The 18,381-nt window shown below is 71.0% G+C and carries 15 protein-coding genes and 2 riboswitches; of the genes, 10 read left to right on the top strand and 5 right to left on the bottom strand.

All coding sequences use genetic code 11. From position 1 onward, the window contains the following. The first annotated feature begins 50 nt into the window (after positions 1–50). The 3 genes from LDL48_RS16695 to LDL48_RS16685 all read left to right on the top strand — a co-directional run bounded on the left by LDL48_RS16695 (position 51) and on the right by LDL48_RS16685 (position 3,819). Positions 51–539 (top strand): ATP-binding protein, encoded by a 489-nt coding sequence (locus LDL48_RS16695; RefSeq protein WP_225256052.1) that lies wholly within the window; start codon positions 51–53, stop codon positions 537–539. 119 nt (positions 540–658) lie between these two features. Next, on the top strand, positions 659–1,399 hold the full coding sequence (locus tag LDL48_RS16690; RefSeq protein WP_225256051.1) for an HAD family hydrolase: 741 nt from the start codon (positions 659–661) through the stop codon (positions 1,397–1,399). Between the two features lie 53 nt (positions 1,400–1,452). Then, positions 1,453–3,819: a glycoside hydrolase family 65 protein gene (locus LDL48_RS16685; protein WP_225256050.1), complete on the top strand. Its 2,367-nt coding sequence runs from the start codon at positions 1,453–1,455 to the stop codon at positions 3,817–3,819. 63 nt (positions 3,820–3,882) lie between these two features. On the opposite strand, the gene LDL48_RS16680 is transcribed toward LDL48_RS16685, so the two are convergent. Then, complete coding sequence (locus LDL48_RS16680) at positions 3,883–4,908, bottom strand: coiled-coil domain-containing protein (protein WP_225256049.1); 1,026 nt, start codon at positions 4,906–4,908, stop codon at positions 3,883–3,885. Positions 4,909–4,913: 5 nt separating this feature from the next. Then, positions 4,914–5,063: riboswitch (cyclic di-AMP (ydaO/yuaA leader) on the bottom strand. Between the two features lie 261 nt (positions 5,064–5,324). Further along, a riboswitch (cyclic di-AMP (ydaO/yuaA leader) is annotated at positions 5,325–5,481 on the top strand. A gap of 60 nt (positions 5,482–5,541) precedes the next feature. Between LDL48_RS16680 and LDL48_RS16675 the strand changes: the two genes are divergently transcribed. Then, a complete protein-coding gene (locus LDL48_RS16675) occupies positions 5,542–6,537 on the top strand; it encodes a coiled-coil domain-containing protein (RefSeq protein WP_255628342.1) in 996 nt (331 codons plus the stop codon). Positions 6,538–6,565: 28 nt separating this feature from the next. On the opposite strand, the gene LDL48_RS16670 is transcribed toward LDL48_RS16675, so the two are convergent. Both LDL48_RS16670 and LDL48_RS16665 read right to left on the bottom strand, forming a co-directional pair. After that, positions 6,566–7,345, bottom strand: a complete 780-nt coding sequence (locus tag LDL48_RS16670) for an ABC transporter ATP-binding protein (protein WP_225256047.1) — start codon at positions 7,343–7,345, stop codon at positions 6,566–6,568. Further along, positions 7,338–8,234 carry an ABC transporter permease gene (locus LDL48_RS16665; RefSeq protein WP_225256046.1) on the bottom strand — a complete coding sequence of 299 codons (897 nt, stop codon included), beginning with the start codon at positions 8,232–8,234 and terminating at the stop codon, positions 7,338–7,340. Before LDL48_RS16665 ends, LDL48_RS16670 begins: the two co-directional genes overlap by 8 nt. A 173-nt stretch (positions 8,235–8,407) precedes the next feature. Here LDL48_RS16665 and LDL48_RS16660 point away from each other — a divergent pair, with 173 nt between their 5' ends. Next, on the top strand, positions 8,408–9,016 hold the full coding sequence (locus LDL48_RS16660; RefSeq protein WP_225256045.1) for a TetR/AcrR family transcriptional regulator: 609 nt from the start codon (positions 8,408–8,410) through the stop codon (positions 9,014–9,016). Here the strand turns inward: LDL48_RS16660 and LDL48_RS16655 are convergent. Beyond that, positions 8,979–11,678 (bottom strand): putative bifunctional diguanylate cyclase/phosphodiesterase, encoded by a 2,700-nt coding sequence (locus tag LDL48_RS16655; RefSeq protein ID WP_225256044.1) that lies wholly within the window; start codon positions 11,676–11,678, stop codon positions 8,979–8,981. The genes LDL48_RS16660 and LDL48_RS16655 overlap by 38 nt on opposite strands. A gap of 77 nt (positions 11,679–11,755) precedes the next feature. Continuing rightward, positions 11,756–13,192 (bottom strand): glycoside hydrolase family 76 protein, encoded by a 1,437-nt coding sequence (locus LDL48_RS16650; RefSeq protein ID WP_225256043.1) that lies wholly within the window; start codon positions 13,190–13,192, stop codon positions 11,756–11,758. A gap of 144 nt (positions 13,193–13,336) precedes the next feature. Between LDL48_RS16650 and LDL48_RS16645 the strand changes: the two genes are divergently transcribed. The 5 genes from LDL48_RS16645 (at position 13,337) to LDL48_RS16625 (ending at position 18,374) form a co-directional block, all read left to right on the top strand. Beyond that, complete coding sequence (locus LDL48_RS16645) at positions 13,337–13,702, top strand: hypothetical protein (protein ID WP_225256042.1); 366 nt, start codon at positions 13,337–13,339, stop codon at positions 13,700–13,702. Between the two features lie 123 nt (positions 13,703–13,825). Continuing rightward, the gene (locus LDL48_RS16640) at positions 13,826–15,979 is read left to right on the top strand and encodes a carbohydrate-binding domain-containing protein (RefSeq protein WP_225256041.1); all 2,154 of its coding nucleotides are present in this window, start codon (positions 13,826–13,828) and stop codon (positions 15,977–15,979) included. A gap of 69 nt (positions 15,980–16,048) precedes the next feature. Continuing rightward, the gene (gene pnuC / locus LDL48_RS16635) at positions 16,049–16,672 is read left to right on the top strand and encodes a nicotinamide riboside transporter PnuC (RefSeq protein WP_225256040.1); all 624 of its coding nucleotides are present in this window, start codon (positions 16,049–16,051) and stop codon (positions 16,670–16,672) included. Between the two features lie 13 nt (positions 16,673–16,685). Further along, entirely contained in the window at positions 16,686–17,762 is a 1,077-nt protein-coding gene (locus tag LDL48_RS16630; RefSeq protein WP_225256195.1) for an AAA family ATPase, read from the top strand. 24 nt (positions 17,763–17,786) lie between these two features. Continuing rightward, positions 17,787–18,374, top strand: a complete 588-nt coding sequence (locus LDL48_RS16625; RefSeq protein WP_225256039.1) for a fibronectin type III domain-containing protein — start codon at positions 17,787–17,789, stop codon at positions 18,372–18,374. Positions 18,375–18,381: the final 7 nt, after the last annotated feature.

Below are 18,381 nucleotides of genomic sequence, written 5' to 3'. Positions count from 1 at the left end.
GCCGGATGTTGTCTGCCACGAGGGCGTCGCACAGCGTAGGCTGCACGACGGTGGACGAGACATACGGTCTGCAGCGGAGCCAGGATGCGCTGCGTTCGGCTCCGGCGCGGGAGCCCGCTCGGCATGCGGTTCCGGCCACGTCGCCGCATCCGGAGTTGCTGGATCGGACGTTCGGCCGGGACGAGATCACGGTGGTCCGGCACGAGGTCCAGGCCAGCCTGACCGAGGCCGGGCTGGGCGGCGACCGGCTGCACGGGTTCGTGCTGGCGGTCAACGAGGTGATCACCAACGTCGTGTTGCACGCCGGCGGCCACGGACGCATCGTCGTGTGGCTCGCCGGCGACTCGGCGTGGTGCACCGTGACCGACTCCGGCCCGGGCATCCCGCAGCGTTTTCACCGTGCGCCGGAGGTGCCCGAGGCGTTCGAGGTCGGCGGTCGCGGCATCTGGTTGGCGTACCAGTTGTGCGACGAGGTCACCATGGCGACCGGTCCGATCGGCACCACCATCGGGTTGCGCATCTCTCTGGCCGCCGCCTGAACAGCGTCTGTGCAGGTCAGCACGATGTGACGGCCGGATGAAACACGTAAGAATCGCCGGTGAAACGTTGGGTGCGATGTTGTGGGGATTCTCCGACCGAGGGCGACTACATTAGGCCGGTGCTCGGTCTTCCTCCACACGTGACCGCCTGCCTCTTCGACCTCGACGGTGTGCTGACGCAGACCGCCCTGGTCCACAACGCTGCGTGGAAACTGACGTTCGACGCGTTTCTGCGGATCTGGTCCGCGCAGCACGGGCAGCCGTTCGTACCGTTCGATTCCGGCGACGACTACCACCGATTTGTCGACGGCCGGCAGCGAGCCGATGGCGTACGCACGTTCCTCGCCTCTCGTGGCATCACCCTGCCCGAGGGCGCCCCCGACGACGCTCCGGACGCGGAGACCGTCAACGGCATCGGAAATCGCAAGAACGAGCTCGTCCTGCAGAAGATCCAGGAGGGGGCCGTCCAGGTCTATCCCGGGTCGGTCGACTACCTGCACGCGGCCCGCGACGCGGGTCTGCGGCGCGCCGTGGTGTCGGCCAGTGCCAACTGCAAGGACGTGCTGGAGGCGGCCGGTATCGCAAACCTGCTAGAGGTACGCGTAGACGGCGTGGTGGCCCGGGAGCGACACTTGCCGGGTAAGCCGGCACCGGACACCTTTCTGCTCGGCGCCGAGTTGCTCGACACCCCTAAAGAGCACTGCGCCGTTTTCGAGGATGCGCTGGCCGGCGTCGCCGCCGGTCGGGCAGGCGGCTTCGGGATCGTGGTCGGTGTCGACCGCGTCGGACAGGCCGAGGCGATGCTGGCACATGGTGCCGACATCGTCGTCCAGGATCTGTCCGAACTCCTGACGCGATGATCGCGTAACTCCCCACAGACTTTCTTCTTTCATAGTCATCGAGAGGCACCACCGTGATCCGTGAACGGGCATATCCCGTCGACCCCTGGCACGTGCGGGAGACCCGGCTGGACCTGGACCTGCTGGCCCAGTCCGAGTCGGTCTTCGCGTTGGCCAACGGTCACATCGGGCTGCGCGGCAACCTGGACGAGGGCGAGCCGCACGGCCTGCCCGGCACCTACCTGAACTCGTTCTACGAGTTGCGCCCGCTGCCCTACGCGGAGGCCGGCTACGGCTTCCCGGAGTCCGGCCAGACGATGGTCAACGTCACCAACGCCAAGCTGATGCGGCTGCTGGTCGACGACGAGCCGTTCGACGTCCGGTACGGCGAGCTGCGCTCCCACGAACGGGTCCTGGACCTGCGGGCCGGCACGCTGGAGCGGACCGCCGAGTGGGTGTCGCCGTCCGGTCAGGCGGTGCGGATCCGCACCGTGCGGTTCGTCTCGTTCACCCAGCGGGCCGTGGTCGCGATCCTGTACGAGGTCGAGCCGCTGGAGCAGGGCGCCCGGCTGATCCTGCAGTCCGAGCTGGTGGCGAACGAGCAGTTGCCGCCGACCAGCAAGGACCCGCGGGTGGCCGCGGTGCTCGACCACCCGCTGCAGGCGGAGGAGATGCTCGAGCAGCGCACCGGCGGTCTGCTGGTGCACCGCACCAAGGCCAGCGACCTGCGCATGGCCGCGGCCATGGAGCACCTGGTGGAGACGCCCGGCAAGCACGCCATCACCACCGAGGGGCACCCGGACTGGCTGCGCACCACGGTGGCCTGCAAGCTGGAGCCGGGGCAGAAGCTGCGGGTGGTCAAGCTGGCCGCGTACGGCTGGTCCAGCCACCGTTCGCTGCCCGCCGTCCGGGACCAGGTCGGCGGCGCGCTGGCCAGTGCCCGGCTGGACGGGTGGGACGGGCTGCTCGACGCGCAGCGGGAGTACCTGGACGAGTTCTGGGACCACTCCGACGTCTCGGTCGAGGGCGACCCGGAGGTGCAGCAGGCGGTCCGCTTCGGCCTGTTCCACACGCTGCAGGCCGGTGCCCGCGCCGAGCAGCGGCCGATCGGGTCCAAGGGGCTCACCGGCCCCGGGTACGACGGCCACACGTTCTGGGACGCCGAGACGTTCGTACTGCCCGCGCTGACCTACACCCAGCCGTCCGCGGCGGCCGACGTGCTGCGCTGGCGGCACTCGACGCTGGACCTGGCCCGGGAGCGGGCGCAGACGCTGGGTCTGCAGGGTGCCGCGTTCCCGTGGCGGACCATCCGCGGCGAGGAGTGCTCGGCGTACTGGCCGGCCGGCACCGCCGGTTTCCACATCGGCGCCGACATCGCGGACGCGGTGCGCCGGTACGTGCAGGCCACCGGCGACCACGACTTCGAGCGCGAGGTCGGCCTGGAGCTGCTGGTGGAGACGGCCCGGTTGTGGCGCTCACTGGGGCACCACGACCGGCACGGGCGCTTCCACATCGACGGCGTCACCGGCCCGGACGAGTACACCGCCGTGGTCGACGACAACGTCTACACGAACCTGATGGCGCAGCAGAACATGTTCGAGGCCGCCGAGGCCGCGAAGCGCCACCCGGACGTGGCCCGCCGGCTGGGCGTGGACGACGAGGAGGCCGCGTCCTGGCGGGATGCGGCCGCGGCCGTGCACATCCCGTACGACCGGGAACTCGGCGTGCACCAGCAGTCCCAGGGGTTCACCCGGCTGCAGGAGTGGGACTTCGGCAACACCCCGCCGGAGGCGTACCCGCTGCTGCTCAACTACCCGTACTTCGACCTGTACCGCAAGCAGGTGGTGAAGCAGGCCGACCTGGTGATGGCGATGTACGTGCGCGGCGACGCGTTCACGCCGGAGGAGAAGGCCCGCAACTTCGCGTACTACGACGCGCGGACGGTCCGGGACTCCTCGCTGTCGGCCTGCATCCAGGCCGTGATGGCGTCCGAGGTGGGTCACGTGGAGCTGGCCCACGACTACCTCGGCGAGGCCGCCCTGATGGACCTGCACGACCTGCACCGCAACGCGCGGGACGGCGTGCACGTGGCCTCGCTCGCCGGCTCCTGGATCGCGCTGGTGGCCGGTCTGGGCGGCATGCGGGACTTCAACGGCCAGCTGTCGTTCGCGCCGCGGCTGCCCAGCCGGATCAACCGGCTGGAGTTCTCGCTGCTGTGGCGGGGCCTGCGACTGCGGGTGATCGTGGCGGCCGACGAGGTGACGTACTCGCTGCGCAACGGCGGTGGCTCGGCCCGCCTGGACCTCATGCACTACGGCAAGGAGGTCACCGTGACGCAGGTGAAGCCGGTGGTGGTGCAGATCCCGCCGGCCGTGCCCGCGGGGCCGGCGCCGGAGCAGCCGGCCGGCCGCGCGCCGGTCCGCCGCGCCACGCTGTCCTGACGCCCGGAACACGAAGGCCCCCGGTCGGGTGACCGGGGGCCGTTCCGTATGCGGTGCGGTACGTCAGATCATCGACACGTGTACGTGGTCGGTGTGGTCGCTCGGCCCGCTGTACGAGTGCCAGTCGGACGCCGGCTGCCAGATCTGCTTGTTCCAGATGACGTACAGGACGCCCAGCCGGTCGGCGTTGCGGACCAGGAACGCCATCAGGTTGTTGCCGTACTCCCGGGTGTCCCGGTTGTGCCACGGCGCGAACCCGCTCTTCTGCAGCGACCAGTCGCAGGCCCGGCCCTTCGGGTGCTCGAACGGCCCGCCGCTGCGGTGACAGCCGACGAAGCGGTTGAAGCCGGCCTTCTTCACCTCTTTGTACATGTGCAGCGTCCGCGGTGTGACGCAGCCGCCGGTGGTGGGGTCGTCGATGGTGCAGCCCTGCGGGGAGAACCCGCCGTCGGAGTTGCGCGGCGCGGCCTTCGCCACCCGGGACTTGACGTCCACGAAACCGCCGGTCACGGTCTTGCCGCCGACCAGGCTGAGCGCCTCCTCGGCGGCCTGCTTCTGCTTCTTCATCGAGGCCAGATGCTGCTGCTGCGCCTTGACCTCGGCGTCCAGGCTGGCCTTGCTCTTGGCGACCAGCTCGATCGCGTCGTTGAGCTCCTTCAGCTTCTTGTTGTTGATCGCGTTCATCTCCTCCAGGGAGACCGCGCGTTCCAGGAAGTTGTCGGAGCCCGCGCTGTTGAGCAGGAAGCTGGCCGCGGAGATGCCGCCGATCCGGTACTGCTGTCCGGCCACGGCGCCGACCTCCGGCAGCAGCGCGTCGCGCTTGGACTCGGCGTCGCGGACCTGGACGGCCAGCGCGAGCTGCTTCTTGGTGGACTTGGCGACCGCGGCCTTGGCCGCGAGGTAGCGCCGGCCGGTGGAGTCGAGCACGTCGTTCAGCATGGGATTGTCGTCGCCGTCGTCCGCCGTCTTGGAGGACTTGCCGGACCCGTCCGGCTCGGCGTGCGCCGGGGTCACCGGCGTGATGAGCATCGTCATGGCGACGAGTGGTGCCAGGGCGAGGATCAGCCACCGGCGAGGACTTGCCGTCATTCAGGTGTTCCTTCCGTGTTGCCGCCGACCGAGTTAGCTGACGGGTTCGGGATGGAAGCGATCCCTACCGCTCGTGTGCGTGCACACACGTGCGGATTCACCCCAGGAAAAGTGGTTCCCCGGTACGCCTTGCGGCGATTAAGCGGTGGCCTGCCGGTGCCTTGGGGGCGGCACCTTTTGGCAGTGACCGGCGGCCAGCTTACCCGACGAATCTCCGTCCTTCAGCACCACGACCGCGGCGAATTGCCGTTACTGCGCAATGACTTTGCGTGAGATTGGGCCGTAACCACGTATTAATGTGAGTCGTTGCATTCTGCCCGCGATCTCATCGCTGAACGTGGTCGATATGTAGCGCTCAGTACTACCGCTGGCGATTCGGGAATTCGTCGGTATCGTTCGTCTCGGTCACCGTTACCGAACGGTGATCGCCGTCTAATCGCCGCGAGGCGAGCCGGGGAACCACAACCCAGGTAATGGGGTGAATCCGCCCGGGCGTCCGACGTCCGGCGCGGTAGGGATCGCTTCCGTCCCGAACCCGTCAGCTAACCCGGTCGGCGGCCGACGGAAGGAAGGCACGTGAAGTACCACACTGTCCGGCGACGATTAGCGCCGATCCTCGCGCTGGTGATCGCCATGTCCGGACTGGCCGTCGCGCCGGCGCCGGCCGGCGCCGCGCCCCGCCCGCTGGCCGCGCCCGGCGACTCGGGTGACGACGGCGAGGGCGGCAGCAAGTCCCTGATCGAGCAGCTCGAGGCCGCGTCCAAGGGGTTCGTCGAGGCCAAGGAGGCGCTGGGCCGCTCCAAGAAGCGGCAGGGCGAACTCACCGGGCTGCTGAAGAAGCTCGACGCCGAACTGGGCCCGCGCCAGCAGGCGCTGGACGAGATCGCCCAGCAGACGTACCGCACCGGGCGGCTCGGGCCGATGAAGGCGCTGTTGACCGCGTCGTCCACCGGCAGCCTGCTGGACCGGGCCGAGACGCTGGAGACGCTCGCCGTCAAGCAGGACCGGGCGTTGCGCGAGCTGAAGGAGACCCGGACCAAGCAGGCTCAGGCCAAGGCCGCGATCGACGCCACGGTCAAGGAGCAGCAGAAGCAGCTCGACGTGATGGCCAAGCGGAAGTCCCAGGCGGAGAAGGCGCTCAAGGCCGCCAACCAGGGGCAGGACGCGGGTTCAGCGGGTGGTGGCGGGAACACCGACCGGGCCGCGGCGGCGCCGCGCAACTCCGACGGCTCGCTGTCCGGCGAGGGCTGCACGGTCAACGACCCGACCACCAGCGGTTGCATCACCCCGCGTCTGGCGCACGCCATGAAGGAGGCGCAGAAGGACGGGTTCACCCGCTATGTCGCCTGCTTCCGGGAGCAGAACAGCGGTGAGCATCCCAAGGGCCGGGCCTGCGACTTCGCCGCCGACAAGAACGGCTTCGGCGGGGACGCCACCGGCGCGAGCCGGGACTACGGCGACCGGCTGGCGGACTACTTCGTCGACAACGCCGACGCCCTGGGCGTGCTCTACGTGATCTGGTACCGGCGCATCTGGCTGGCCAGCAGCGACCGGTGGAAGTCCTACTCCGGTGCCGGCGGCGATCCGTCCAGCGACCACACCAACCACGTGCATCTCTCGGTGCGCTGAGCGCACCCGGCCGGATCGGGTACGGGGCCTACTTGCGCATGTAGGCCTCGTACTCCTTCAGCACCTGCTCGGTCGGCCCGTCCCCGCGGATCAGGCCGGACTCCAGCCAGATGCTCCGCTCACAGGTGTCCCGGATGGACTGCTCGCTGTGGCTGACCAGGAACACCGTCCCGGCCTCCTTGCGCAGATCCCGGACCCGCTGCTCGCTGCGGCGGCGGAACTTCGCGTCGCCGGTGGCCAGCGCCTCGTCGATCAGCAGCACGTCGTGCTCCTTGGCGGCGGCGATGGAGAACCGCAGCCGGGCGGCCATGCCGGAGGAGTACGTCCGCATCGGCAGGGAGCTGAAGTCGCCGCGCTCGTTGATCCCGGAGAACTCGATGATGTCGGCGGTCTTCGCCTTCACGTCGGCCGGCGTCATTCCCATCGCCAGGCAGCCGAGCACCACGTTGCGCTCGCCGGGCAGGTCGTTCATCAGTGCCGCGTTGACGCCGAGCAGCGACGGCTGGCCGGCGGCGTAGATCGCGCCGCTCTGCACCGGTAGCAGGCCGGCGATCGCGCGCAGCAGCGTCGACTTGCCGGAGCCGTTGCTGCCGATCAGGCCGATCGCCTCGCCGCGGTAGGCGACGAAGCTGACCCCCTTGATCGCGTGCACCTCGCGGACGGCGGCCTGCTTGGTGCCGGTGACCAGGCGCTTGAAGCTGGCCACCGGGGTGCCGCTGCCCGGGGATCCCGAGCCGTGCACCCGGTAGACCACGTGGGCGTCGTCCACGATCACGGTGGGGACGCGCTCGCCGGTGGGGTCAGCCACGGCCGTAACCCTTCTCTCCGCGCCAGAAGTAGACAAATCCGCCGATGCCGACCACCAGTGCCCACCCGGCGGCCTGGGCCCACAGCACGGCCGGCGGGTTGGCCAGTTCGACCTTCTCCATCAGCGCGTGCCGCATCAGCTCGATGTACACCAGCAGCGGGTTGGCCTCGACCAGCGCCAGTTTCCAGCCGCTGAGCCGCTCGGCGAAGAAGCTGACCGGATAGAGCACGGCGGAGCCGTACAGCCAGATCCGCATGACGAACGGGACCAGCTGGCGGATGTCGGTGAGCTTGGCGCCGAGGCGGGCACCGGCGGTGGCCATCCCCGCGTTGAACAGTGCCTGGAGCAGCAGGACCGGGGGGATCAGCAGCCACTGCCAGGTGATCGGCTCGCCGGTGCCGACCACGATGACCATCAGTACCGCCATCGCGGCCATCATGTTGCGCAGTTCCACCAGCACCACCGCGATCGGCAGGCAGGCCCGGGGAAAGTGCAACGCCCGGATCAGGCCCAGGTTGCTGGTGATCGACTGCACGCCGGCCTGGGTCACCGACTGGGTGAACCCGAACAGGAAGACCCCGATGCAGAGGTACGCGATGAAGTTGTCCATGTTCCGGTGGGTCTTGAGCAGCACCCCGAAGATCACCAGATACACCCCGGCGTTGATCAGCGGGGTGAGGACCTGCCAGAGGCTGCCCAGCCGGGTCTTGCCCAGCGACGAGGTGACCTTCGCGTTCGCGTAGGACGAGATGAAGTGCCGGTACGACCAGAGCTGCCGGGTGTACGCCGGGAAGCTGGGCAGTGCGCCGGCCGAGCTGAGGCCGTGTCGATGAGCCAGCTCCTTGAGCGTGAGGCCGGTGTCGGAATCGGCGACCGCCGTCTGGGGCATGGGGTGGCGCTCCGATCTGATCGGTCCGTCGGCATCCGCGGACCAAGGGGACTTGCGCGTCAACACACTAACCAGGTTTGCGCCGATGAAACGGAGTCGTATCGACGTGCGGCTGACGCTAGCCGACCGCACGCCGGAACGCAACCGTTACGACGTAGCGCTATAGTGACTGAGTGGCAACAGTCAAGCGAGCACCGGCGGGGGCCGCGGTGCTCCGCGGGGACATCACCAAGGCCATTCGAAACGCGGTGATGAACGAGCTGGCCCAGGTGGGCTACGGCCGCCTTTCGATCGAGGCGGTGGCGCGCCGTGCCGGGGTCGGCAAGACCGCAATCTACCGCCGGTGGAGCAACAAACTCGAGATGGTCCTGGAGATCGTCTCGGATGTCGCCGGACGGGCCGTGCCGCTGCCGGACACCGGCAGCTTCGCCGGCGACCTGCAGCTGCTCATGATGATCGCGACCAAGGCTCTGCAACACCGGTATGCCTCCCAGATCATTCCCGACCTGATGGCCGAGGCGGCCCGCAACCCCAAGATCGCCGAGACGCTGCAGAAGGCGCTGCGCAGCCATCAGCAGGCGGTCGGCGACAAGCTGGTCGGCCAGGCCGTGGCGCGCGGCGAGCTGCCCGCCGACGCCGACCCCGAACTCGCCGTCGACCTGATCCTGGGCCCGCTGTACTGGCGGCTCGCGGTGGCCCGCACCCCGGTCAGCGACGACTACCTGGAGCGGTTGACCGAGCTGGTCACGGCCGCATTGCAAGCCGGCTCATCAGCTCGTTAGACAGCTGCTCCGGCGCCATCGGCCGGGCGAAGTGGAAGCCCTGCGCCCGCAGATAGCCGAGGCTCTCCAGCCGGGCCGCCTGGGCCGGTGTCTCCACCCCCTCGGCCACCGCCTCGACGCCGAACGCGCGGGCCAGCTGCACCACCGCGTTGGCGATCGCGTCCGGGCCGGGCACCGGGGCGAACGAGCGGTCCAGCTTGATCTGGTCCACCGGGCAGGTGGCCAGCAGGCTGAGCGTGGAGGCGCCGGTGCCGAAGTCGTCGAGCGACAGCCGTACGCCCAGGGAGCGCAGCCGCCGCAGGGTGTCCTGGGTGGCGCCGCCGCCCACCGCGGTGGACTCGGTGATCTCGATGGTGAGCCGGTGTGCGGGCAGGCCGCTGTCGCGCAGCGCCTGGGCGACCTCGGCCGCGAAGTTGGGCTCGCGCAGCTGGCGGGCCGACGCGTTCACCGAGACCGAGCTGGGGCTCATGTCGCCGTACTCGGCGAGCCAGGCCGCCGCCTGCCGGGTGGCCTCGCGCAGGACCCACCGGCCCAGCGGCACGATCAGCCCGGTCTGCTCGGCGGCGTCGATGAAGGCGATCGGCCCGAGCAGGCCCTCGGTCGGGTGCTGCCACCGGAGCAGCGCCTCGACGCCGGTGATCCGGCCCTCGGGCAGCGTCACCACCGGCTGGTAGTGCAGCACCAGCTGGTCCTCGGCGATCGCGGCCCGCAACGCGGTGGCGTGCCGGCTGCGCTCCGCGCCCCGGGCCTCCATGCCGGGCTCGTACCGCTGGTAGCCACCGTCCCCGCGTTCCTTGGCGTCGTACATCGCGATGTCCGCCTGCCGCAGCAGGTCGCCCGCGTCGTCGCCGTACTGCGCGTCCACCACGCCGAAGCTGGCCTGCACGGTGAGCAGGTGGTCGTCGATCTGCGCCGGCTCGCCCAGGGCGTACGCGATCCGGCCGAGCACGTCGTCCACCGACGTCTCACTGAGGTCCTCGAACAGGATGGCGAACTCGTCGCCGCCGAGCCGCGCCACCACGTCGGTGGGCCGGACGCTGACCCGCATCCGGTCGGCCACGTGCATCAGCAGCGCATCGCCGACCGCGTGGCCGAGCGTGTCGTTGACGGTCTTGAAGTCGTCCAGGTCGACCAGCACGATGCTGATCCGGTGGCCCGGGCGGGCCTGGGCGAGGCAGGTGTGCAGACGCTCGGCGAACAGCGTCCGGTTGGCCAGCCCGGTCAGCGCGTCGTGGGTGGCCTCGTGGCTCAGCCGGTCCTGGATCTGGCGCGTCTCGGTGATGTCCCGGGCGTTGCTGACGATGCCGGCGACGCTCGGTTCGTCGGACAGGTTCGCGCTGATCACCTCCATCCAGCGCCAGGAGCCGTCGGCGTGACCCAGGCGGGCCTGGAAGGTGGCGGTGTTGCCGGGACGCGTCGCGACGTGCGCGATGTTCTCCGCGACCACGGGCGCGTCGTCCGGATGCACGAGCGGGGTGTAGCCGTTCCCCTCCAGGTCTTCGACGCTCCGGCCGAGGACCCGCTCCAGCGCCGGGCTGACGTAGCTGATCACGCCCTCCGGGCTGCTGATCGAGACCACCTCGGTGGAGTTCTGCACCAGGGCCCGGAACCGCTGCTCCTTGTCGCGCAGCGCGCGCATGCCGGCGTCCAGGCGGTTGACCAGGTTGTCGTTCTCCCGGAACGCGGTGACCTGCCGGACGATCACCAGGCCGGTGAGCACGACCGCGACTCCCGCGATCAGCAGGCGGTCGGGCGCGTCGGTGGCGACCGCGACGACCAGCAGCACGTCCGTGGCGACCACCGCGAAGTACGGCGTCAGGCTGTAGCGGCGGGCCGGCCGGGTAGCGTCGGCGACCGGCGTGCGGGCCGCGACGGTCTCCTGGCGGGCTGCCACGGCCAGCAGGAGGCAGGCCACCGGGGCGATCACCACGGTCGTGTCGAGGTACGGGTGGCCGGCGAGTTGCGTGGAAAGGGCCGGGCCGACGCCGGCCACGGTCAGAGTGAGCCCGATCGTGCGCAGTGCGCCGTGGTTGACGAAGGCGGCGCCGGTGAGCAGTACCTTGGCGGCGACGAACACCCCGAGGAGGGCGCCGATCATCAAGGCGAGCCCGGCCAGCACGGTGGCGTCCGGGGTGCCGGCGTGCACGGCGGGCCCGAAGTGCCAGAGGAAGATCGAGGTGCAGGCCATCAGGGTGGTGATGTCGAGCCAGAATGCGGCGCGTTGGGCGCCGGTGCGGATGCCCAGCGGCATCCGGGCCAGCGGCCACACGATCAGCACGACCGCGATCCCGTGCAACGCGGCGCTGTGCAGGCTCAGCCGTGCCGTCATGGTGAGGTCGGCGTTGATCGAGTCGATGATCCGGGACACCATCGATACGCTGAACACGGCCAGGGCCAGGGTGGTCAGCCGCCAGAAACGCCGGGCGGTCGGGGACACTCCGGCGGTGCCGGCCGCCCGGTGACACAGCACCGCGGCGAGCGCCGCCGAGGCCGGGCTCAGCAGCCAGCCGGCGAGCACCGGCTCGACCGGTCCGGCGACGAGCTGGGTGGCGAACCACACCACGGCCACCAGGGCCAGCGCGGCGGAGACGCGCAGGGGCCGGCTCGCCCACACGGCGCCGTGGTCGCGGGCCGGTGCCGCGTCCGGAACGTCGTGGGCCATCCGGCCTCCCTCTCGTGTCTGCGGGTACTGCCAGGCACGATCGGTAACCAACCGGAGCTGCTGAGTCTTTCCCCCGATCAGGGCGTGGCGTTCAACAGGTCGAGCACGCTGTGCTGGCAGCTGTGGTTGGTGTACACGTACGGGCCGGCCCAGTGGCTGCCGTAGGAGTCCAGCGAGTCACGGTTGTGCGCGTGGTTGCTGTCCGCCTGCCGCCGCAGGTAGGTGGTGTAGGCCCCGCCGGTCGCCGCGTTCAGCACGCCCAGCCCGCGGATCGCGGCGCCCTTGAACGAGACGCCGTCCCCGCTGCAGGTGTTGCTCTCCAGGGGTTCGGTGAGGATGCCGCCGGGGCTGAGCCTGGTGGTGAGCGCGTCGCCGATCCGGCGGGCGGTGGCCAGCAGCTCGGCATCGCCGGTGACCCGGTGCAGCTGGACCAGCGCGTTGATCAGTACGCCCTGGTTGTAGGTCCAGGCGACGTCGCCGTTGTCGCCGCAGGTGCTCAGGTTCACCCCGTCGTTGACCAGGTTCGAGCTGTTCAGCATGCCGGTGCCGCGGAACCAGGTCCAGCCGGCCTGGGCCCGCTGGCGGTAACCGGCCTCGCCGGGCACGCGCTGCGCGAGCGCCGCGTTGAGCTGGATGTAGAGGCTGTTCGCGATGGCGTTCTTCACCCTGCGGTCGGTCTTCCAGTACACGCCGCCGCCGCAGCGGGTGTCCCAGTACCGGAACATGTGCTCGGCGGCGACCCGGGCGGTGCTCAGGTACCGGCTGTCGCCGGTGAGGTCGTACGCGGCCACCCAGGCCAGCCCCCACCACCCGGTGTCGTCGACGAACTCGTTGCGGAACTGTCCCTCCCGCGCGTTCACGTTCTTGTCGTACGTGGTGGCGATGGCGTAGTCGTAGCTGCGCATGCCGGTGACCCGGATGTTCTCGATCAGGGCGGTGAGCGCGTTCGCGCCGGTCCACCAGCCGTTGGTGTCGAACAGGCCGGTGCCGCGGTCGAAGCGCATCATCAGCGCGGTGGCCGCCGCGGTGCGCCGGTCCTGCGCGTTCCAGGTGCTGCGGGCCCACGCGGTACAGGCGATGTCCGGCCGGTCGACCGCCTTGCCGCAGGCCCGCAGCGCGCCGACGCCGCGGGCGGCCCAGTCGTCGGTGTTGAACATGGCGGTGCGCCATCCGGTGGCGCCGGCCGGGATCCGGGCGTCACCGAGCCGGCTGCCGTCGCCCCAGCTGCGGCCGCCGTCGAAGGACCGGTCCAGCCAGAGCTGGTCACCGGGCTGCCCGCCGTCCACCGACGCCCAGCCCATGGCGTCGGCGTCGGCGAAGTGCAGAGCGAACCGGCGGCCGTGCAGCGTGACGGTGACCGGCTGCCGGTCGCCGGTCGCCAGGGCCGGGTCGCGACCGTCGCAGTGCCGGTTGCAGACCGCCGCGGCGGCGTGCGCGGCCGGGCCGGACGGGACGGAGACCAGCGTCGCGGCGATCGTCAGGAGTACGGCTGCGGTCAGGCTGCGCGTCTGCATACCTGTTAACAAAACAAACATATCGGCGGACGTCAATGATTTAGTAAAGAAAGGCAACCGAACGGGAACCGGTGATCCGCTCCGTCCCGGCGGTCCGCGGCCGACCGGGAGGGGACCCGCCCCCGCACCCCTCGGAGTCCGACCGTGCACACCCTCCGCCGCCCGCACGTCGACGCCACCGTCCTCGGTGCCGCGCCCCTGCTCGCCCTCGCGCTGAGCAACTCGCGGGTGGACATCGTCGCGACCCAGGTGCCGCCCGGTCCCGGCGACCCGAGCACCGCCGGCACGTGGCGCAGCGCGGACGGCGAGGTGGACCTCGAGCTGGACGGCGACGGCACCTACCGGCTCCGCCTGGCCGGCCGGCGCCGGCCCGCCTCCGGGACGTTCCGGGCCGACGGCCGCACCGTCGTGCTGTACGAACGGTCCGGCCTCCGGACCCACGCCACGCTCGTGGACGGCGCGGTGCTGGAGATGGCCGGGCGCGAGTTGTTCAGAGTCCTGCCTGATTGAGTCGCCCGCGGCCCGATGCAGACATTTAGTTTCATCTATGTGATGCTGGTGTTCGTCATTTGTTCATCCATTGAACAAGGGTGATGTGGCCGTGCCCCGCGGCCCGACAGATGGGAACCACCCATGCTCTCGAAGTCCACCATCCCCGCGGCGGCGCTGGCGGCCCTGATCGCCGGCGCCGCGGGCCTGGCCGCCCCGGGTACCCCTGCCGGTGCCGCGAGTGCCCTGGCGCCGAGCCCGGCGACCCAGACGGCCATGGCCGCCAACGCCCCCGACCACGATGCGCCGGCCGACCACCAGTGGAACGCCGCCGACGTCGTACCGATCACGCTGACCGGCGCGACCGCGACCGCCAACAGCAGTGCCGTGACCATCGCCGGCCGTCAGGTGACCATCACCGCGCCCGGCACCTACCAGATCACCGGCACGCTGAGCGACGGTCAGATCGCCGTCGACTCCGACTCCGGCGGCATGGTCCGGCTCATCCTCAACGGCGCCTCGATCACCAACTCCACCAGTTCCGCGATCAATGTGGTGGACGCGGACGAGGCGATGGTCGTGCTCGCCGCGGGCACCACGAACCGCCTGGTGGACGCCACCCGGTACGTCTACCCCGACGCGCAGACCGACGAGCCGAACGCCGCCCTGTTCAGCGACGCGAACCTGACCATCGCCGGCACCGGCACGCTCGACGTGCGCGGCAACCAGTTCGACGGCATCGCCAGCAAGGACGGCCTGGTGCTCAGCTCCGGGACGATCACGGTCAACGCGGTCGACGAGGGGATCCGGGGCCAGGACTACGTCGTGGTCGACGGCGGCACGACCACCGTGACCGCCCGCGGCGACGCCGTCCAGTCCGACGAGGACACCGACACCACCCGGGGCTACGTCTCGATCACCGGCGGCACCCTCAACCTGACCGCGACCGGTGACGGCGTGGACGCCTCGACCGACGTCGTGGTCAGCGGCGGCACCACCACCGTGCGCTCCGGCGGCGGCAGCGGCACCCAGCCGGGCGAGGAGTCGGCCAAGGGACTCAAGGGCGACGCCAGCGTGGTGATCGGGGACGGCCGGGTCACCCTCGACTCGTCCGACGACGGCATCAACACCAACAACGCGGTCATCATCGACGGCGGCACGCTGAGCGTCGCCTCGGCCGACGACGCGATCAAGGCCGACACCGAGGTGAACATCTCCGGCGCCGCCGCCGTCACGGTGACCCGGGCGTTCGAGGGCATCGAGGCGCTGCGCGTGCTGATCAGCGGCGGCACCATCGACGTGACCTCCAGCGACGACGCGATCAACTCGGTGGAGGAGGGGCTGGACGAGTTCGCCGTCTCGACCCTCGCCTACACCCGGATCACCGGCGGCACCGTGCTGGTGAACTCCGCGATCGACGGGATCGACAGCAACGGGGCGGCCACCTTCTCCGGCGGCACCGTGGTGATCAGCGGACCGGCCAGCGGCAGCCCGGGCGAGGGCGCCATCGACGCCAACGGCACCACCTCCTTCACCGGCGGCGTCGTGCTCGGCGCCGGCTCGACGTCGATGGCCGTGTTCGCCGCGCCGCCGACGAACGGACAGGGCTGGGCCGCGCCCCGGCTGAGCGCCCGGCAGAACGCCAACACCGTGATCCACCTGGTCGCGAACGGGCAGCCGGTGGTGTCGTACCGGTCGCCGAAGGCCTTCCAGGAACTGGTTTTCTCGTCCAACCGGATCACCAACGGGCAGACCTACGACGTCTACACCGGCGGCAGCGTCACCGGCACCACGGTCGGCGGGATGTCCACCACCGGCAGCCTGTCCGGCGCCACCCGGCTCACCACGGTCACCGCCGGCCAGTACAACGGCGGGCTGATCGGCTTCCCAGGCTTCCCGCCGGGCGGTCCCGGCACGCCGCCGGGCGGACCGACCACCCCGCCGGGCGGACCGACCACCCCGCCGGGCGGTCCCACCACCCCGCCGCCGTCCGGCACCCGGACCTGCACCGCCAGCTACGCCATCACCAGCCAGTGGGCGGGCTCGTTCCAGGCCGACGTGCGGGTCACCGCGGGTACGTCCGCGATCAGCGGCTGGCGGGTCGCCATGACGTTCGCCAACGGGCAGACCGTGACCCAGGCGTGGAACGCGACCGTCGCCACCAGCGGTTCCACCGTGACCGCGACGAACGTGGCGCACAACGGCAGCCTGGCGCCGTCGGCGAGCGGCACGTTCGGATTCATCGGTACGTGGAACGGTACGAACGCGGCCCCCACGCTGACCTGTACCGCCTCCTGAGTCGCCCGGTGCCGGCGTTCCCCCGTCCGCACGATCCGGGGAACGCCGGCCGGGTGACATCCTGATCCGGTGATCGACTGGTTGAACAGCACCGCGGTGACCGCGTTCGGCGTCGGCACCACCTGGGCGGAGCTGCTCGGTTTCGGCACCGGCCTGGTCAACGTGGGGCTGCTGGTCCGCCGGCACATCGCCAACTGGCCGGTCGGCATCCTCAACGTGCTGCTGCTCATGGTGGTGTTCTGGTCGGTCGGGCTGTACGCCGACGCCGGCCTGCAGATCGTCTACGTGATCCTGGGCTGCTACGGCTGGTGGGCCTGGCGGTACGGCGGCGCGCAGCACACCGAGTTGCGGGTCCGCGGCACCACCCGGGCCGAGTGGCGGTGGCTGGCCCTCGCCGGGGTCCTGCTCACCGCCGCGCTGTGGCTGTTCCTGGACCGGTTCACCGGCTCCACCGTGCCCCTGCCGGACGCGCTCACCACGGCGCTGTCGCTGCTGGCCACGTACGGCCAGACCCGCAAACTGGTGGAGAGCTGGTGGCTGTGGATCGCCGCCGACCTGATCTACATCCCGCTCTACGGCTACAAGGGCCTGTGGCTGACCGCGCTGCTCTACTGCGCGTTCCTGCTGCTCTGCGTGCTCGGCCTGCGGGCCTGGCGGGCGGCGCGGGAGGCGGACCGGGTCACGGCCCGATGAGTACGCCACCGGCCTGGTCGTCGGCAAGTTCTATCCGCCGCACGCCGGGCACCACGCGCTCATCGAGGCCGCGGCGGCCGTCTGCGACCGGTTGATCGTGGTGGTCGCGCCGTCGTCCGCGGAGTCCGTGCCGCTGGCGCTGCGCCTGGAGTGGCTGCGCGAGACGCACGGGACCGGAGTGCACGTCGTCGGCCGGTACGACGACCACCCGGTGGACTACGCCGACCCGGCGGCCTGGGACCGGCACATGGCGGTGTTCCGGGCCGCGGCCGGCACCGACCGGGTGGACGCGGTGTTCTCCTCCGAGGCGTACGGCGCGGAACTGGCCCGCCGCTTCGGTGCCGTGGCGGTGACCGTCGACCCGGCCCGGGAACGGGTCCCGGTGTCCGGCACCGCGGTCCGCGCCGACCCGGTCGGGCACTGGGACCTGCTCGGACCGGGCGTACGGGCCTGGCTGACCCGGCGGGTGATCGTGGTGGGCGCCGAGTCCACCGGCACCACCACCATGGCCCGGGCGCTGGCCCGGCACTACCGGCTGCGCGGCGGGGTGTGGGCGCGGACCCGCTGGGTGCCGGAGTTCGGCCGCGAGCTGACCGCGCGCAAACTCGCCGCGTTGCGCCGCACCCGGCCGCGGGCCACGGTCGACGAGGTGACCTGGGACCGTGCCGACTTCCGCCGGGTCGCCGCGGAGCAGAACGCGGCCGAGGACGCGGCCGCCCGGGACGGCGCGCCGATCCTGTTCGGCGACACCGACGCGTTCGCCACCACGATCTGGGAGGAGCGCTACCTGGGCAGCGGGTCGCCGGAGGTGGCCGGGCAGGTCCGGGCGCCCGCGCTGTACCTGTTGACCGACGACGCGGGCGTGCCGTTCGTGGACGACGGACTGCGCGACGGGGAGGCCGTCCGGTCCTGGATGACCGGCCGGTTCCGGGCCGAACTGGCCGCTCGGGACGTACCCCATCGGGTCCTGACCGGGGGTTATCCGGAGCGTTTGCGGGCCGCCGTGTCGGCCTGTGACGACCTGCTCGCGCGCGGCTGGTTCTTCGCCGAACCACTCAGCCCGGCCGGGTCCGGGCCGAACGGAGAGTGACGGAAACGGTGGACCGGGGGTGGCATGCGGCTCAGGACGGTGATCGGCGGGCTGGTCACGGCCGTGGCCGTGCCGCTCCTGCTCGGCGGGTGTGGCGCGCTGGGCCTGGGCGCCGCACCGGCGCCGGGCGGCACGGCGACCACCGCACCGGGCCCGGTCAGCGACGCGGGCTGGCTGGTCTCCGCCACCGGCAGCCCGACGCCCAGCCCGACCCCGTCGGTCCGCACCGGGTCCCGCCCGCCGGGCCTGCCGCCGGTGAAATTCCTGCCGACCGAGCCGGGGTGCGGCGCCTTCACCTGGACCGTCGACCCGGTGCTGATCCCGCTGACCGTCACGCCGGGCGCCGGTTCGCTGACCGTCACCTGGCCCCGCCAGTACGAGTCCGGATACCGGATCGCCGCGGTGCCGCAGCCACTGGTGCCGGGCGGCCAGCAGGAGTACACCTGGCAGACCGTGCCGGCCGGCACCGACTGCACGGTGACCGCGACCCTCCGCGGGCTCACGCCGGGCACGGCGTACGTGGTGTGGCTGGACGCGCCGGACACCGGGCACGAACGGGACGGGGCCCGGCACCCGTACAGCGGCGCCTCCGGCGTGGTGTATCCGAAGTAGGCCGGGC

Source organism: Jidongwangia harbinensis, from assembly GCF_020216025.1.
Lineage (GTDB): Bacteria > Actinomycetota > Actinomycetes > Mycobacteriales > Micromonosporaceae > Actinoplanes > Actinoplanes harbinensis.
The sequence above is the reverse complement of the archived record's forward strand: the minus strand, read 5'-3'. Positions and strand labels throughout refer to the sequence as shown.

Excerpts from the sequence above, each read along its gene's own strand:
- LDL48_RS16680 (WP_225256049.1), bottom strand. The coding sequence starts at position 4,908 with ATGACGGCAAGTCCTCGCCGGTGGCTGATCCTCGCCCTGGCACCACTC.
- LDL48_RS16675 (WP_255628342.1), top strand. The coding sequence starts at position 5,542 with ATGTCCGGACTGGCCGTCGCGCCGGCGCCGGCCGGCGCCGCGCCCCGC.
- LDL48_RS16665 (WP_225256046.1), bottom strand. The coding sequence starts at position 8,234 with ATGCCCCAGACGGCGGTCGCCGATTCCGACACCGGCCTCACGCTCAAG.
- LDL48_RS16655 (WP_225256044.1), bottom strand. The coding sequence starts at position 11,678 with ATGGCCCACGACGTTCCGGACGCGGCACCGGCCCGCGACCACGGCGCC.
- LDL48_RS16650 (WP_225256043.1), bottom strand. The coding sequence starts at position 13,192 with ATGCAGACGCGCAGCCTGACCGCAGCCGTACTCCTGACGATCGCCGCG.
- LDL48_RS16640 (WP_225256041.1), top strand. The coding sequence starts at position 13,826 with ATGCTCTCGAAGTCCACCATCCCCGCGGCGGCGCTGGCGGCCCTGATC.
- LDL48_RS16625 (WP_225256039.1), top strand. The coding sequence starts at position 17,787 with ATGCGGCTCAGGACGGTGATCGGCGGGCTGGTCACGGCCGTGGCCGTG.